Genomic DNA, 15,565 nt, shown 5'->3' on the forward strand with positions numbered 1-15,565 from the left:
CCAGTCACACCACGGTCGTGCGGCGCAGGTTCACGAGGAAGGAGCCCGCCGGCACGGTCACGACGAACGACTGCCCGGCGCCGGTGACACGGACCGTGCGATCGGTGCCGGCGCCGTTGCCGAGGACGGCGACGAACGTGCCGTCGGCGGAGCGGTGGACCACGTTGCTGACGCCGTTCTCCGCACCGCTGGACTCAAGGCGCGCATCGCCGGGAGACAGGTTCTTGGCGAACCGCCCCTCCCGCCCCTCCCGCCCCTCCCGCCCCTCGACAGGACCACCGGAGAACCGCTGACGCGCCCGGCACGGGCGACTAGTGCCCCGGCAGGCAACCTTTGCCCGTCAAGGAGCGGCGCCCCGTGCGTGCTCCGGGAGTCCCCCCGGCCGAAGGCTGGGGGAGTGCCGGCCGGAGGCCGTACCCGATGGGCTGGGTGTACACGGGCTTTCGGCCGGTGCGGCGAGAGGGCGTGCCGGACGTCGCGACGGGGCGAACGTCGCCTGTTGGGACACTAGCGAGCCGGACCGACCGGGGCCAGCCACAGGCCCAGGACCGCGTCCGCGAGGCCGTCGGCCGCCTCCGCCCAGGTGGCACGCGCGGTCGGGGTGCCCTCGGCGAGGGCCCGTTCCCGCTCGGCGCAGGTGTGCAGGATCAACAGGCGGACCATCTGGCCGCGTTCGGCGCGGACCTCGGGCGACAGCTCCGGGAGAGTGCGGTTCAGCCCCTCGACGGCCTGCCGCAGCGCGGGCGAGGTCATGGACTCCTCGACCATGATCTCGTGCAGCACCGGGTCGGTCATGACCTGGGCGCAGAACCGGGCGTACCAGGTGGGGCTGCCGAGCCCGGCGAGATGCTCGGTCACCGGGCGGACCAGGCAGTCGACCCAGTCGCGTACGTCGGTGGAGTCGCCGGCCGCGACCAGAGCCCGTTCCCTGAGCACCTCGATGCGCTGGGCGTGCCGGCGCGCCACCGCACGGACCAGGTCGGCCTTGGTGCCGAAGTGGTAGCCGACCGCCGCGTTGTTGCCCTGGCCGGCGGCCTCACTGACCTGGCGGTTGGAGACGGCGTACACGCCGTGTTCGGCGAACAGCCGCTCCGCCGCGGTCAGGATCGCCTCCCGCGTCGCGCTCACCTGCTCGGCCCGCGCCGTCCTGCGCGCCATGCTCACCACCGCTCCGGGACTGTGCACCACCCCGCGACGGCCCGTCCCGCAACCGCCCGGGCCCTCGACCGGGGCGGCGAGGTCCAACCGAAGAAGCCTACGGTGCGCGCCCACCCCGGCGGGGACAGGCCCCGCGTGCCGTGCCGGTTCAGCCCGCTAAAGTAAGTCAATCAGTTGACTTAAACTCATCCGGCAGACGCTCCCCGAAAGGTCCCCCACTCATGTCCGTTGCCTCCGCCCGGCCCACCGAGGCCGGCAGATCCGTTCCGTCGCGGCCGGGTGCCGTGGTCGCGGTACTGGCCCTGGCCGGAATCACCGTGTCGCTGATGCAGACCCTGGTGATCCCGATCGTCCCGGAGCTGCCCTCCTATCTGCACGCCTCGGCATCCGACGCCGCCTGGGCGGTCACGGCCACCCTGCTGGCCGCCGCTGTCGCCACTCCGGTGGCGGGCAGGCTCGGCGACATGTTCGGCAAACGCCGCCTGCTGCTGGTCAGCCTGGTGCTACTGGTGGCCGGCTCGGTGGTGTGCGCGCTGAGTGACGCGCTGGTCCCGATGATCGTCGGCCGTGCTCTGCAGGGTCTCGCCGCGGCCGTGGTGCCGCTCGGCATCAGCATCATGCGCGACGAGCTTCCGCCGGAGCGGCTGGCCGGCTCGACGCGCTGATGAGCGCCTCACTCGGTGTCGGCGGTGCGCTCGGCCTGCCCGCGGCCGCGTTCCTCGCGGACCACTACGACTGGCACGTGCTGTTCTGGACCTCCGCCTCCCTCGGCGTCGTGGCCTTCGCCCTCGTCCTGGCCCTGGTACCGGAGTCCGGAGTCCGCACCGGTGGCCGCTTCGACCTCGTCGGGGCACTCGGCATGGCGGTCGGACTCGTCTCGCTGCTGCTCGCCGTCTCCAAGGGCGCCGACTGGGGCTGGGGCAGCGGCACCACCCTGGGGCTGTTCGCGCTCGCCGTCGTCACCCTCGTGGCCTGGGGCTTCTTCGAACTGCGCACGACGGCACCGCTGGTGGACCTGCGCACCACGATTCGCCGCCAGGTGCTCTTCACCAACCTGGCGTCCATCGCGTTCGGCTTCTCGATGTTCGCGATGTCGCTGGTCCTGCCGCAGTTGCTCCAGCTGCCCACCCAGACGGGCTACGGCCTCGGCAGGTCCATGCTCACCGTGGGGCTGGTCATGGCCCCGCAGGGTCTGGTGATGATGGCCGTGGCGCCGGTGTCCGCCATGATCACCAAGTCCCGGGGCCCGAAGATCACACTGATGACCGGAGCGGTGATCGTCGCCGCCGGCTACGGCCTCGACATCGTGCTCATGAGCGAGGTCTGGCAGCTGGTTCTGGTGTCCTGTGTCATCGGCGCGGGCGTCGGCTTCGCCTACGGCGCCATGCCGGCGCTGATCATGGGGGCGGTCCCGCCCTCGGAGACGGCCGCCGCGAACAGCCTCAACACGCTGATGCGGTCCATCGGGACGTCGGTGGCAAGCGCGGTCACCGGGGTGATCCTCGCGCAGATGACGATCAGCCTCGGCGGGCACCCGCTGCCGTCCGAGAACGGCTTCAAGGTCGTCATGGCGATCGGCGCGAGCGCGGCGATTCTGGCCTTCGTCCTCGCCTCGTTCCTGCCCCGGGCCCGCCCGGCCGCACCGGCGCCGGCACCGGCGTCCACAGAGCCTTCGGCGGAGACGGTCGGCTGAAGCGGGCGGGACGGGGCCGAACGGGAGGAACCGTCCGGAGAGGCGGGCTTCCGGAAAGCCGGGCGGAGGCGTCCGGGAAGCGGGCTTCCGCGCGCCGCCTCTGCCACGGGAAGGCTCGCGCGGCCACGCCCCGGCCACAGTTCCGATTGCCAGTGCCCCGGCAGACGACGTGTACCCATCAAGGAGCAGCGTCCGGTGCGTGCTCCCCTTGCGCCGACCGGAAGCCGTACCCGATGGGCTGGACGTACGTGGGCTTCCGGCTAGTGCGGCGAGAGGACGTGCCGGGCGTCGCGACGGGGCGAACGTCGCCTGTTGGGGCACTGGCGCCCGGCGGCCACGGTTCCCGTCGCGCGGCGCCCAGTCCCTGCCTGGCGGCGGCCCCGGGCCGGGCGGCTCCCGGGCGCCGCACCACCGCCCTGGCACCGCTCGGCCTCCCCCGTCCCGGCTGCCGGCCGACGTGGGCCGCCCTGGCCGCCAGTGACCCGCTCCGGGCGGCGCGCCCGCCGGGGCAACGGCACTGGCCCGCTCCAAGCGGCACCCTCGCCGCTACGACGGCCTTGATCCGCCACCCCCTCATCACGGTCCCGGACGTTCGGACGCCGCCGCCCCCGCGACGGAAGCCCGTGCGCGCCGCTCGGTGTGCGAAGCCGGCCGCCGTGCGCGCCCGTCCGCGCCCGGCAGCGGCGGCGCGGGCCCGTTCAGGGGAACCCGTGGCCGATGGTGCGTGAGGGTGCCGGGTGTGGTCGAGATCTTCAGCCGTGACCGCCGTACCCCTGCCGCTCATCGCGCCGATGCTCGCCACTCCCGGCACCTTGCCGCCCGCCGCCCAGGACGAGCGGTGGGCGTACGAGACCAAGCAGGACGGCCAGCGGGTGATGGTCTATCTGCCGGGCGACGGCAGCGTGCTGCTGCGTGCCCGCTCGGGCGAGGACATCACCGCGGCCTATCCCGAACTGGCGCCGCTCGCGGGCGCGCTGGGCACCACACCCGCCGTGCTGGACGGCGAGGTGCTGGCTCTGGACGAACAGGGCCGGGCCGACTTCCAGTTGCTGCAGAGCCGTATGGGCCTCGCGCACGCCCCCGCACGGGCGGCGCGCCGGGCCACCCGGGTGCCGGTGCACCTGGTGCTGTTCGACGTGCCCTACCTGAAGGAGTCCCTGCTACGGCTGCCGTACGTACGGCGGCGGGCCCTGCTGACGAAGCTGGGCCTGGCCGGGCCGTACTGGTCGACACCGGGTGCCGTGACCGGGCACGGCGCCGAGGCGCTCGCCGCGACCAGGGAGCACGGACTGGAGGGCCTGGTGTGCAAACGGCTGGACTCGGTGTACGAGCCCGGCGTGCGCTCCCGCGCCTGGATCAAGATCCGGAACATGCGTGCCGAGGACGTGGTCGTCGGCGGCTGGCTGCCGGGCAGGGGACGGCTGAGCGGGCTGCCCGGCGCTCTCCTGGTCGGTCAGCGCGACGCCCGTGGCCGGCTGCGGTACGTCGGCGGGGTGGGCACCGGCTGGAGCGAGGCGGAGCGGGCCGAACTGGCCCGGCTGCTGGCGGCCGCCGCGAGCGACCGGTGCCCCTTCGACCCGGCGCCCCGGATCCCGGACGCCCGCTGGGTGCTGCCCCGGCTGGTGGGAGAGGTCAGCTACAGCACCCGTACCCGGGCCGGACTGCTGCGCCAGCCGTCCTGGCTGCGACTGCGCCCGGATCTGGCACCGGAGGAGTCGGCGGCCGACCTGCCCGAGGGCCTCGGGTGAGACCGGGCCGTCGAGCCCGGCTCCGGTGACGGGGTCTATCGTGTGCGCATGCCGGTTCCCGAACTGATCCGTATCGTCTCCCGCGACTCCCCCATGGCCCTGGCCCAAGTCGAGCGGGTCCGCGCCGAGTTGGCCGTACTGCACCCGGGGGTGCGCACCGAGGTGGTTCCGGTGAAGACCACCGGCGACAAGTGGCTCGGCGATCTGTCCAAGGTCGAGGGCAAGGGGGCGTTCACCAAGGAGGTGGACGCGGCCCTGCTGGCCGGGGAGGCCGATCTCGCGGTGCACTGCGTCAAGGACGTGCCCGCCGACCGGCCGCTGCCCGCCGGGACGGTGTTCGCAGCGTTCCTGAAGCGGGACGACATCCGTGACGCCCTGATTCACCCGGACGGCCTCACCCTGGACGAACTGCCGGCCGGCACCCGGATCGGCACCTCCTCGGTACGCCGGGTGGCCCAACTGGCGGCCACGCACCCGCACCTGGACTGCGTGCCGTTCCGTGGCAACGCCAACCGCCGGCTGCAGAAGCTGGCCGAGGGCGAGGCGGACGCGCTGCTGCTGGCTGTGTCGGGTCTGGAGCGGATCGGCCGGACGGACGTGATCAGCGAGGTGCTGTCGACGGAGACGATGATGCCGCCGATCGGCGCGGGCATCCTCGCGCTGCAGTGCCGTGAGGACGACACCGAGCTGATCGACACCGTCAGCGGGCTCGGCCACCCGGACACCCATCGCGAGGCGATGGCCGAGCGGATGTTCCTGCACGTGCTGCAGGGGCACTGCAACAGCCCCATCGCCGGCTACGCGCGCGTGGACCGCGGCGGGGAACTGTCCCTGCGGGCCTGTGTGTTCACCCCGGACGGCAAGACCCGGCTGAACGCCCACGAGTGGGCGGGCCGGCTCGATCCCGCCACTCTCGGCACGTCGGTCGCGGTGGCGCTGCTGCGGCAGGGAGCCCGGGAGATCATCGACGGCATCCCGCACTGACCCGCCGGCCGCGTACGGCGCCCCGGCACCGGTTGTACGGCGCGCAGCCGCGACGCGTGCGCCGTACGACCGCGTCAGGCGGAGCCGGGCTCCGTCTGGTCCCGCAGGAAGGCGCTGACCTGGTGGGCGAGGCTGCCCTGCCCGGCGGCCGTGGGGGCCGCCGCCGGGGTCGCCTCCAGGACGCCGATGCCGCCGGTCCACAGCCGGCGGTCGGCCCACTCCTCCTCCACCCGCAGCTGCACCTGCACATCCACGTGGCTCAGGGCGGCCTCGGGGGCGGCGGCGTAGACCACGGCGGTGGCCCGGCGCAGCGGGTAGACGTCGAAGCCCTCGATGAACTGGGAGTTGCGCCAGTCGATGAACGCGCCCTCGCCGTCCGGGCCGACACGGACGTCGATCTGGCCGTCCTCCAGGTGGATGCCGTAGTGCCGCGCGCCGCGGTTCTCGACGGTCACGCGGACACTGAAGTACGTCAGGCCGACGGCGGCGTCATCGCGTCCGCGCGGCGGCTCGGCGGCCTCCAGGCGGTGGACGCGGACCCGCAGACCGGCATGCTCGTCGTACTCGTGCCAGTCCCCGACCACGTTCGGCTCGTACACAGTGCCCCTCTCGACCTTCGAGAGCTGCTGTCTATCTGTGCGCCGAGCGCACTGTCAAATGAGCAGAATGCGCTATGGCCAGGGGGTTCGCCCGCTTTGATCGCTGATCAAGCGCTGCCCAGGAAGGATGCGTGCACGGCGCTTCGCGCGCGGTACGCGCGCGTGCCGCACATCACGTCCGGGGCAAGATCAGCGGGCCAGGCGGCCGAGCAGTGAGGAGGCCGCGGTGATGCCGAGCGCGGCGGCCACCAGCAGGACGGCGAAGTCGGTGCCGAGATGCGCGGGCGTGCCGAGCAGCAGGCCGCGCAGCGCGTCGACTTGATAGCTCAGCGGGTTGACCTTGCTGACGGCCTGCAGCCAGCCCGGCATCACCGAGACGGGGTACAGGGCGTTGGAGCCGAAGAACAGCGGCATGGTGATCGCCTGCCCGAAGCCCATCAGCCGGTCGCGGCTGAGGACGATGCCCGCGGTGGTCATCGACAGACAGGAGAAGAAGACGGAGGCGAGGACCACGGCGACGGCGACGCCGAGCAGCTTCAGCGGGTTCCAGGTGAGGGCCACGCCGAGGACGGCGGCGATGACGATGACGACGATCGCCTGGATCAGCGACTTCACTCCGGCGGCGAACGCCTTGCCGGTGATCAGTGCGGAGCGCGGGGTCGGGGTGACGAGGAGCTTGTTCAGGATGCCCGCGTCGCGTTCCCAGATGATCTGGATGCCGTAGAAGATCGCGATGAACATCGCCGACTGGGCGATGATGCCGGGCGCCATGAAGTCGATGTACGGGACACCGCCGGTGGGTATCGCCCGGATCCGGGTGAACGTCTGGCCGAAGATCAGCAGCCACAGGGCGGGCTGGACCGCGCGGGTGTACAGCTCGGTCCGGTCGTGCCGCAGCTTCTGCAGTTCCACGGCGCACATGGCGACGACCCGGGCGGGCAGCAGCCGCCAGCCTGCGCGTGGGACGGGCGGGCTGAGCAGCAGGTCGATACCGCTGCCGGGGGTGTGGTCAGCCGACGCGGCGCGCGGTGCGGCGGGTGCTGCGGACATCGCGGAAACCTCCTGCGGAGTTGTCGTCGAGGCCGCTGCCGGCGACGTCGCGGAAGACGTCCTCCAGCGTGGGCAGGGCGTCGGCGCCCTGGCGTTCGGCCAGGCTCCGGCGCAGCTCGACGGGGGTGCCGAGGGCGCGGATACGGCCGCGGTGCATCAGGCCGATGCGGTCGCAGTACTGGTCGGCCTCGTCCATGTAGTGGGTGGTGAAGAGGACGGTCATGCCGGTGGCCGCACGGATGGCGTTGATGTGCTCCCAGACGCCGGTGCGGGCGATCGGGTCCAGGCCGATGGTGGGCTCGTCCAGGATCAGCAGCCGGGGGGCGCTGACCAGGGCCTGGGCGAGTTCGAGGCGGCGGACCATACCGCCCGAGTAGGTGCCGGCGAGCCGGTCGGCGGCATGGGCGAGATCGACGGCGGCCAGCGCCTGGGCAACCCGTGCGGCGCGCTCGCGGCGGGGCACATCGAAGACGCGAGCGAACAGGGCGACGTTCTCCCGGCCGGTGAGCCCGCTGTCGGCGGACAGCTGCTGCGGGACGTAACCGAGCAGCCGGCGCACCGCCATGCGTTCCCTGGCGGCGTCGTGCCCGAAGACGCGGACCGTGCCGGTGGGGACGGGCAACAGGGTGGTGATGCAGCGGATGGCGGTGGTCTTGCCGGCCCCGTTCGGCCCGAGCAGCCCGAACACCTCACCCTCGCGGACATCGAGGTCGAGGCCGTCGACGGCGTTAGTGTCCCCGAAGGCGTAGACAAGCCGGGCACAGCTGACGGCCTCGGCGAAGGCTCCGACCTCATCGGTGGTGCCAGGGGATGCGACGGAGACGCCGACGGTGTCGGCCGTACGCACGACTTCGGCAGGTGCGCCGGGGGGCGAGGCGGTACCTGCGGGCTCGGCGGATGCGCCGGGAGCCGAGACAGCGCCTGCACGCTCGGCGGATGCATCGACAGTCGAGAAGGTACCCGCAGGCTCGGCAGATGCATCAGGAGCCGAGACAGTACCCGCACGCTCGGCGGATGCATCGACAGTCGAGGCGGTGCCCGCGGCCTCGGTGGATGTGTCGGGAGTCGCGGTGGTGTCTGGCGGTGCGCCGGGCCTGTCGGTGGGGTCGGCGGTGTCGCCCGGGGTGTCGGCGGTGTCCCTCGTCATGATGTCTGGACCTCCGTCACGGTGTGTGGACCTCCGCATGATCGTCGGCCTCCGTCATCCGTCCCCGGCCTCCTCGTGCAGGCCGGCGGCCAGCGCGCGCAGGGCCGGCAGGGCCGCGCGCAGGGCCTCCTGGTCGGCCTCGTCGAGCCGGGACACATGCCGGACGACCAGTTCGGCCCGGCGTCGCCGCCAGTCGCCGAGCCGCTTCTCGGCGGCCTCGGTCAGCCGCAGCCGCGCGGCGCGCCGGTCGGCGGGGTTGGTCTCGCGGAGCAGGAACCCGTCCCGGACGAGCTGGTTGACCAGGGTCGACACGGAGTTGCTCGCCAGGTGCAGCGCCCTCGCCGCGTCCGAGATGCCGATGCCGGGCCGGGACTCGACCAGCCGCAGCAGCTCGACCTCGGCACCGCGCAGGCGGGGCATCGTCGTCCCGCCGCGCAGCCGCCGCCGGATCAGCCGCTGGATGCGTACCAGCGTGTCCGCCAGCTCTTCCGAGAGGGTCTCGGGTTCCACACAAGAAGATTACTTCTGCTACAGAGGTAATGCCCGCCAAGCGCAGGTCAAGAGCGGCCGCACACTTCCCGATTTCGCCTGTTTGTTTGGTGATGTCCGTTAGCGGGAAAACGCACAGCAGTGCTTCGGACCGGAGGCACGCCCGTGGGAGCCGGCCCCGTCGGCCGTCCCAAAGCCCGTACCTGGTCCGAGCGCACCTCCCACGGTGTCTGTTCATCCAGCACCTGTTGAGAGAGGTGCGCACCATGCGTGTCACCGGCAGCACAAAACCCCACCCGCACGACGACGCCCCCGACACCGAAAAGTCCTTCGAGCTGCTCGCACGGCTGCCCGACGGCCCAAAGCGGCGGGCACTGCGGGACGAACTGGTCCGGCTGTGGCTGCCCATGGCCGAGCGGATCGCCGTGCGGTTCCGCGGCCGCGGGGAGGCACTGGAGGACCTGTACCAGGTGGCCGCCCTCGGTCTGGTCAAGGCCGTCGACCACTACGACCCGGAGCGCGGCCGCGCCTTCGAGGCGTACGCCGTGCCCACCGTCACCGGTGAGATCAAGCGCCACTTCCGCGACCACATGTGGACCCTGCACGTGCCCCGCCGGGTGCAGGACCTGCGCAACCGGGTCCGCTCCGCCGCGAAGGAACTGGCCCAGAGCACCCCGGGGCGCCCACCCACCGTGGCGGAGATCGCCGCCCACACGCGGCTCAGCGAGGACGAGGTGCGCACCGGCATGGAGGCGCTGGAATGCTTCTCCGCGCTGTCCCTGGACGCCGAGGTGGCCGGCAGCGACGGCTACGCCCTCGGGGACTCGCTCGGCGACTCCGACCCCGGTTACGACCTGGTGGTCGACCGGGCCGCCGTCAGGCCGTGTCTCGCGGCGCTGCCGGAACGCGAGCGCACCATCCTCTATCTGCGGTTCTTCGGCGGGATGACGCAGAGCAGGATCGCCCAGCAACTCGGCATATCGCAGATGCACGTCTCCCGGCTGCTCACCGGTTGCTTCGACCGGCTGCGCGACGAACTGCTCGCCGAGGTCCGCTGAATCTTCCGGCCCCCTGCGCCCCGGCCGGACCCAGCAGCGCGATCGGCTCCGCCAGGCTCCGCGGCCGCGACTCACGCTTCCGGGGCGCCGGGCACCTGTGTGGGGCCGTACCGGTCCAGGGCGTCCTCCAGGGCGGCGCTGACCTCGGGCGGGATGTCGCCGCGGCGGCCCCAGATGAGGATCAGCTCAGCGATGTTGCGCAACTTGATGTTGGTGTGCTGGGAGACCTCCTTCAGCACCTCCCAGCCCTCGTCCGGGGTCACTCGGCCCAGGGCCACCATCATCCCGATCGCCTGGTCGACGACAGCGTGAGAGGCCACGGCCTCCTTCAACTGGTCGACTTGCGCCTGCAGCTCGGAGATCCGGTCGGGCTCGCTCGCTCCCATGCCCCCATCGTCCTCGGCGGCCCGCACCGATGCCACTGGTGGTCCTCGACAGGCATCCGACCCCCTTCCGGTTGGACACTGGTGCCAGACCGGTGGCCGCCCGGCCCCGAGAGCAGGACGCGACTCATATGAACCACAACGCCTCCGCCGGCGGTGAACCGCGCAAGCGAGACGTCGTCTCCACGCACTCCGTCTTCGGCGCCCCGTGCTGGGTGAGCCTGACCAGCCGTGACCTTCAGGCCACCCAGGAGTTCTACACGGCCGTGCTCGGCTGGCGCTGGCGCGGCGTCAAGCTCGGCGAGCACTTCCGCATCGCGCTGGCGGACGGGGTGCCGGTGGCGGGGATCGCCGCCGTCGCCGCCATGTGGCAGATGGCGGTGGCGTGGACGCCGTACTTCGCCGTGCCGGACGCCGATGTGGCGGTGGCCCGGGCCCGCGAGCGCGGCGGTACGGCGGCCGTCGGGCCCCTGTCCTTCCCGCCGGGCCGGGCCGCGCTGCTCGCCGACCGGGACGGAGCCACCTTCGGGATCTGGCAGGGGGAGCTGGTCGGCAACTGGGAAGCCTGGCGGCGGGCGTCGCCGACCTTCATCCGCCTGCACACCCGCGACGCCTTCGACGCCGCGTTGTTCTACGGCGAGATCCTCGACTGGGCGTCCGGGATGCCGGGCTGCTGCGAGGTGGAGTACGAGGGCGGCGAGGTGGTGCTGCGCAGCCAGGGCGACATCGTGGCGCGCATCGACTCGGGCGCCCTGGACGGGGCGCCGGACCCCTCCGTGCGGCCGCACTGGCAGATCCACTTCGCCGTCGCCGACGTCCTGGACTGCGCCCGCACCGCGGAGAAACATGGTGGCAGCGTGCTGAGCGAGGAGGAGGACGAGGCGATCCTGCGGGATCCGGACGGGGCGCAGTTCACGGTGACATCACGCCGGGAGCGTTGAGGGCGGCGCAGACCGGCCGAGGGGCGCCCTCCTGCGCGTGCGGAGGTGCCGCTGAGGCCGACGGCACCGCAACCCCCAGGGGGCGCGCGACTGTATCGATATGCGGCCCGCCGCGTGGGCGCGACCAGCCACAACGCACCCGCAGATATGTAGGTACGTAGATACATGCTCAGCTCGATACATGCTCAGCTCGCCGCCCTCGACGGACGCGACAGCAGGATGAGACTGCGGGCCTCCGCACGAACTCTCGTGCCGGCCTTGCGTTCGCGTTCGTCGGGGACGCCGTACGGATCGGCGGTGTCGATCAGGGTCGTCCAGCGCTCGCCGAAGGAGGCTTCGGGGAGGCGGAATTCGACCGGCTCCCAGTAGCCGTTGACGAGGAGGAGGAAGGAGTCGTCGGTCATCCGGCGTCCATAGGCGTCGCGTTCGGCGATGGCGTCGCCGTTGAGGAACACACCCACCGAGTGCGCGTCACCGCGCTGCCAGTCCCGGTCGGTCATCTCGCGGGCGTCGGGCCTGAGCCACATCAGGTCGGGCAGCGGCTGTGCGGCGTTGGTCGCTGTCTCGCCGCGGAAGAAGCGGCGCCGGCGCAGCACCGGGTGCGCGGAGCGCAGTGCGATCACGTGCCGGGCGAAATCCTTCAACGACCGCTGCTCGTCCGTCAGTTCCCAGTCGACCCAGGAGATCGCGTTGTCCTGGCAGTAGGCGTTGTTGTTGCCCCGCTGGGTGCGGCCGAGTTCGTCGCCGTGACAGAGCATCGGGATGCCCTGGGACAGCAGCAGCGTGGCGAGCAGATTGCGCTGCTGGCGGGCGCGCAGTTCGAGGACGGCGGGGTCCTTGGTGTCGCCCTCCGTCCCGCAGTTCCAGGACCGGTTGTGGCTCTCGCCGTCCCGGTTGTCCTCGCCGTTGGCCGCGTTGTGCTTGTCGTTGTACGACACCAGGTCGCGCAGCGTGAACCCGTCGTGCGCGGTGACGAAGTTGACGCTCGCGCGCGGCCGGCGCCGGCTGTGCTGGTACAGGTCGGAGGAGCCGGTCAGCCGCGAGGCGAACTCCCCCAGCGAGCCCGGCTCGGCCCGCCAGAAGTCCCGTACGGCGTCCCGGTACTTGCCGTTCCACTCCGACCACAGCGGCGGGAAGTTGCCCACCTGGTAGCCGCCCTCCCCCACGTCCCAGGGTTCGGCGATGAGCTTGACGCGGCTGATCACCGGGTCCTGCTGGATCAGGTCGAAGAACGCCGACAGCCGGTCCACCTCGTGGAACTGCCGGGCCAGCGTGGCCGCGAGGTCGAAACGGAAGCCGTCGACGTGCATCTCGGTGACCCAGTAGCGCAGCGAGTCCATGATGAGCTGGAGCACGTACGGATGCCGCATCAGCAGGCTGTTGCCGGTGCCCGTGGTGTCGTAGTAGTGCGCCCAGTCGCCGTCCACCAGCCGGTAGTAGGAGGCGTTGTCGATGCCCCGGAAGGACAGGGTCGGGCCCCGCTCGTTGCCCTCGGCGGTGTGGTTGTAGACCACGTCGAGGATCACCTCAAGGCCGGCCGCGTGCAGCGCCTTCACCATCGCCTTGAACTCGTTGACCTGCTGACCGAGGGTGCCGAAGGCGGCGTAGGCGTTGTGCGGGGCGAAGAAGCCGATGGTGTTGTAGCCCCAGTGGTTGGACAGGCCCCGGTCCTGGAGCACCCCGTCCTGCACGAACTGGTGCACCGGCATCAGCTCCACCGCGGTCACTCCGAGCGAGGTCAGATGCTCGATGACCGCGGGGTGCGCGAGGCCGGCGTAGGTGCCGCGCAGCCGCTCGGGGACGTCGGGGTGGGTGCGGGTCAGGCCGCGTACGTGGGCCTCGTAGATCACCGAGTCCGAGTACGGCGTTCTGGGCGGGCGGTCGTCGCCCCAGTCGAAGTACGGGTCGGTGACCACGCCCAGCATGGAGTGCCCGGCGCTGTCGGCAGGGGCGGGGCCGTCCGGGGCGCGCTCGTACAGCGAGGGATGGTTGTCGATCTGGCCGTCCACGGCCCGGGCGTACGGGTCGAGCAGCAGCTTCGCCGGATTGCACCGGTGGCCGAGCGAGGGCTGCCAGGGGCCGTAGACCCGGTAGCCGTAGCGCTGGCCCGGCGCGATGCCGGGCAGACAGGCGTGCCAGACGAATCCGTCGACCTCGTGCAGCCGGACGGGCGTCTCGGTGCCCGCGTTGTCGACGAGGATCAGGTCGACCCGTTCGGCCACCTCGCTGAACAGGGCGAAGTTCGTGCCCTGTCCGTCGAACGCGGCGCCCAAAGGGTAGGGCTGCCCGCTCCACACGGGCAGCCCTTTTTGAGGGGAACGGGCGGTCACCGGCTGCCTTCCAGGGCACCGCCCAGAACAGCCTCCGACGCGGCGAGCGCCCGGTCCAAAACCGTGGCAGGCGCGGCGAACTCCTCTTCCAGAACCGCGACCTCCGCGGCAAACGCCTCATCCAGAACCGAGGCCTCCGCGGCGGACATCTCGTCCAGAACCGCAGCCGGTGCGGCAAACACCTCGTCCGGAAAGGCGGCCGCCGCGGCAAACGCCTCGTCCACCGCTGCCGCCGGAGCGGTCAGCACCGCCACCGGCAGCTCGCGCGGCACCTTCAGGCCCTGCCGCAGCGTGGGCGCGGGGGCGGTCGGCACCAGCGGGACGCGCTCACCGGCGCGGGCGCGCTGCGAGAACCAGATGATCTTGCTGCCGCCGTCCGAGGCGCAGCAGCCCCAGCCGTCGCTCATGGCGGCGATGTCGGCGAGACAGGCACGCAGCTCCTGGTCGGGGCGCAGGTCCGGGTCGTCGTCCCCGAAGGCGGTGATGAGGTGCTGGCCGTTCCACCACAGCTCGATCGACGTGTTTTTGTCGGTGGCGTGCTGGTCGATCGCCCGCAGCAGCAGTTCGGCGCCGCGGCAGACGGGGACCGCGAGGTTCTCGAGGTCCCAGTAGCGGAGGTGGGCGGCCAGGATGCGGCTGACCTGTCCCACCCGTTCCGGGCTGACTTCCACGTCGATGTGGAAGTAGCAGGGCACTGCGGTCTTCATCGTCGCTTGCTCCTCACCCGGCGAAGCTCTCGCTCCCCTCGCCCGTCCGGGAGGGATCCCGGAGGCCTGTCCGGAAGACATCCCGGACACTTAGCGTGAGCGCTGATCGCGTCTGAGTCACCTCTACGGTGCGGCCACTACGCCATTCGTGCAACACGAGCCGCTGACACCACCCGACGCCACCATTCGTCGTTGAAGATCCAACAAGACGCTGCGTCGTCGTCCGTGCACCATAAGTGAAAGCCTCGATCGCCGTAACGGTGCCGCGCCCTCCCGCGCGCGGACACCACCCGACCGTCGGGAACGCGCCCAGTCGAGAGCGTGGAAGGTGAAGAGGGCAATGCTGCTACCCGCCAAGGCCGAAGTGGCCCGGGCGTTGCGGCGTTACCGGGCATGGGAGCGCGTGATGCTCGCCTCGCCCCACGACCGCACGGTCCGGGTCACCTTCGAGGACTCGGGTTACACGCTGTGCGTGCTGATGGGCAAACGCTGCGCCCGCGAGGCTGCGGACGCCGCCGAACGCTATCTGCGCACCACTCTGGTCAGCTACCTGCGTGAGCAGGACGGACGGCCGCGGTCACGCCGGTCGGCCAGAAGAGCGCCGCCGTCGGAGCGGCGTTCCACGGCGCCAAGCCCCTGAGCTGGCACCGTACAAGGCGTTCCCCAGGGGCCGGCGTCGGTCGGCCCCTCTCGGATCGCGAAGCCGGGCCGGGTGCCCGGCTTCGCGCACGGCGGAGGTGAAATACATGCGCAGGACCCCGGCCATCGGCCGTGTACCGGTACGTGACGTCCGGCCGGCCGTGGAGTGCGGCAGGCGCCCGGCGAAAGCGGTGGCCGGGGAGACCATCCGGGTGACGGCCACCGTGTTCCGCGAGGGGCACGACGCCGTGGGCGCCAATGTGGTCCTGCGCGATCCGAAGGGCCGCCGCGGCCCGTGGACACCGATGAGTGAGCTGTCCCCCGGCAGCGACCTGTGGGGCGCGGAGATCACCCCGGACGCGACGGGCCGCTGGACCTTTCGGGTGGAGGCCTGGAGCGATCCGCTGGCGACCTGGCGGCACACCGCCGGGATCAAGGTGCCGGCCGGGATCGACGTCGGGGTGGTGCTGGAGGAGGGCGCCGAGCTGTACGAGCGTGCGGCCGCCGGGGTGCCGAAGGGCCCGGAGCGAAACCTTGTCCTCGCCACGGCACAGGCCCTCGGCGACGACTCCCTGTCGCTGCACGAGCGCATGAAGGCAGCCCTGTCGCCCGAGGTGGGCGAGTTGCTGGCCCGCCACC

At 71.8% G+C, this 15,565-nt stretch carries 14 protein-coding genes and 2 pseudogenes; 7 read left to right on the forward strand and 9 right to left on the reverse strand.

Features of this window, described 5'->3' with window-relative positions; translation table 11 throughout:
* Positions 1-4: 4 nt before the first annotated feature.
* On the reverse strand, positions 5-163 hold the full coding sequence (locus AV521_RS48330; protein WP_256725942.1) for a glycoside hydrolase family 30 beta sandwich domain-containing protein: 159 nt from the start codon (positions 161-163) through the stop codon (positions 5-7).
* A 344-nt stretch (positions 164-507) separates the two neighbouring features.
* Complete coding sequence (locus tag AV521_RS42285; protein ID WP_076096887.1) at positions 508-1,158, reverse strand: TetR/AcrR family transcriptional regulator; 651 nt, start codon at positions 1,156-1,158, stop codon at positions 508-510.
* Between the two features lie 221 nt (positions 1,159-1,379).
* Here AV521_RS42285 and AV521_RS42290 point away from each other — a divergent pair.
* The 3 genes and pseudogenes from AV521_RS42290 (at position 1,380) to hemC (ending at position 5,583) form a co-directional block, all read left to right on the forward strand.
* Positions 1,380-2,851: pseudogene (locus AV521_RS42290) on the forward strand (MFS transporter).
* A gap of 791 nt (positions 2,852-3,642) precedes the next feature.
* A complete protein-coding gene (locus AV521_RS42295; RefSeq protein WP_076096918.1) occupies positions 3,643-4,599 on the forward strand; it encodes an ATP-dependent DNA ligase in 957 nt (318 codons plus the stop codon).
* A 42-nt stretch (positions 4,600-4,641) separates the two neighbouring features.
* Positions 4,642-5,583: a hydroxymethylbilane synthase gene (hemC, locus tag AV521_RS42300; RefSeq protein ID WP_179023810.1), complete on the forward strand. Its 942-nt coding sequence runs from the start codon at positions 4,642-4,644 to the stop codon at positions 5,581-5,583.
* Positions 5,584-5,657: 74 nt separating this feature from the next.
* Here the strand turns inward: hemC and AV521_RS42305 are convergent, their stop codons facing one another.
* The 4 genes from AV521_RS42305 to AV521_RS42320 all read right to left on the reverse strand — a co-directional run bounded on the left by AV521_RS42305 (position 5,658) and on the right by AV521_RS42320 (position 8,889).
* Positions 5,658-6,182: a hypothetical protein gene (locus AV521_RS42305; RefSeq protein ID WP_076096891.1), complete on the reverse strand. Its 525-nt coding sequence runs from the start codon at positions 6,180-6,182 to the stop codon at positions 5,658-5,660.
* Between the two features lie 189 nt (positions 6,183-6,371).
* On the reverse strand, positions 6,372-7,232 hold the full coding sequence (locus tag AV521_RS42310; protein ID WP_076096893.1) for an ABC transporter permease: 861 nt from the start codon (positions 7,230-7,232) through the stop codon (positions 6,372-6,374).
* Positions 7,192-8,079 carry an ABC transporter ATP-binding protein gene (locus AV521_RS42315; protein WP_076096895.1) on the reverse strand — a complete coding sequence of 296 codons (888 nt, stop codon included), beginning with the start codon at positions 8,077-8,079 and terminating at the stop codon, positions 7,192-7,194. The genes AV521_RS42310 and AV521_RS42315 overlap by 41 nt, the downstream gene beginning before the upstream one ends.
* Positions 8,080-8,433: 354 nt before the next feature.
* The gene (locus AV521_RS42320; RefSeq protein ID WP_076096897.1) at positions 8,434-8,889 is read right to left on the reverse strand and encodes a MarR family winged helix-turn-helix transcriptional regulator; all 456 of its coding nucleotides are present in this window, start codon (positions 8,887-8,889) and stop codon (positions 8,434-8,436) included.
* Between the two features lie 245 nt (positions 8,890-9,134).
* Here AV521_RS42320 and AV521_RS42325 point away from each other — a divergent pair, with 245 nt between their 5' ends.
* Entirely contained in the window at positions 9,135-9,926 is a 792-nt protein-coding gene (locus AV521_RS42325; RefSeq protein WP_076096920.1) for an RNA polymerase sigma factor SigF, read from the forward strand.
* 71 nt (positions 9,927-9,997) lie between these two features.
* Here AV521_RS42325 and AV521_RS42330 read toward each other — a convergent pair whose 3' ends face one another.
* A complete protein-coding gene (locus AV521_RS42330; protein WP_076096899.1) occupies positions 9,998-10,312 on the reverse strand; it encodes an ANTAR domain-containing protein in 315 nt (104 codons plus the stop codon).
* A gap of 128 nt (positions 10,313-10,440) precedes the next feature.
* Between AV521_RS42330 and AV521_RS42335 the strand changes: the two genes are divergently transcribed.
* Positions 10,441-11,250 carry a VOC family protein gene (locus AV521_RS42335; protein WP_076096901.1) on the forward strand — a complete coding sequence of 270 codons (810 nt, stop codon included), beginning with the start codon at positions 10,441-10,443 and terminating at the stop codon, positions 11,248-11,250.
* Between the two features lie 185 nt (positions 11,251-11,435).
* On the opposite strand, the gene glgX is transcribed toward AV521_RS42335, so the two are convergent.
* Positions 11,436-13,553, reverse strand: coding sequence for a glycogen debranching protein GlgX (gene glgX, locus AV521_RS42340; protein WP_076096922.1), 2,118 nt, complete (start codon positions 13,551-13,553; stop codon positions 11,436-11,438).
* Between the two features lie 242 nt (positions 13,554-13,795).
* A pseudogene (locus tag AV521_RS42345) lies at positions 13,796-14,287 on the reverse strand (pep a2); the annotation flags it as partial.
* 340 nt (positions 14,288-14,627) lie between these two features.
* Here AV521_RS42345 and AV521_RS42350 point away from each other — a divergent pair.
* Complete coding sequence (locus tag AV521_RS42350; protein ID WP_076096903.1) at positions 14,628-14,927, forward strand: DUF5133 domain-containing protein; 300 nt, start codon at positions 14,628-14,630, stop codon at positions 14,925-14,927.
* Positions 14,928-15,033: 106 nt separating this feature from the next.
* Positions 15,034-15,565: maltotransferase domain-containing protein (locus AV521_RS42355; protein ID WP_143658745.1), on the forward strand; the 532-nt coding region annotated here is incomplete at its 3' end.

The organism is Streptomyces sp. IMTB 2501 (assembly GCF_001953885.1).
In the GTDB taxonomy this organism is placed as follows: domain Bacteria; phylum Actinomycetota; class Actinomycetes; order Streptomycetales; family Streptomycetaceae; genus Streptomyces.

What these genes read in the sequence shown, in the direction of transcription:
- AV521_RS42330 (WP_076096899.1), bottom strand. Translation starts at nt 10,312, where the DNA reads ATGGGAGCGAGCGAGCCCGACCGGATCTCCGAGCTGCAGGCGCAAGTC.
- AV521_RS42295 (WP_076096918.1), top strand. Translation starts at nt 3,643, where the DNA reads ATGCTCGCCACTCCCGGCACCTTGCCGCCCGCCGCCCAGGACGAGCGG.
- AV521_RS42285 (WP_076096887.1), bottom strand. Translation starts at nt 1,158, where the DNA reads ATGGCGCGCAGGACGGCGCGGGCCGAGCAGGTGAGCGCGACGCGGGAG.
- AV521_RS42350 (WP_076096903.1), top strand. Translation starts at nt 14,628, where the DNA reads ATGCTGCTACCCGCCAAGGCCGAAGTGGCCCGGGCGTTGCGGCGTTAC.
- AV521_RS42335 (WP_076096901.1), top strand. Translation starts at nt 10,441, where the DNA reads ATGAACCACAACGCCTCCGCCGGCGGTGAACCGCGCAAGCGAGACGTC.
- AV521_RS42310 (WP_076096893.1), bottom strand. Translation starts at nt 7,232, where the DNA reads ATGTCCGCAGCACCCGCCGCACCGCGCGCCGCGTCGGCTGACCACACC.
- AV521_RS42325 (WP_076096920.1), top strand. Translation starts at nt 9,135, where the DNA reads ATGCGTGTCACCGGCAGCACAAAACCCCACCCGCACGACGACGCCCCC.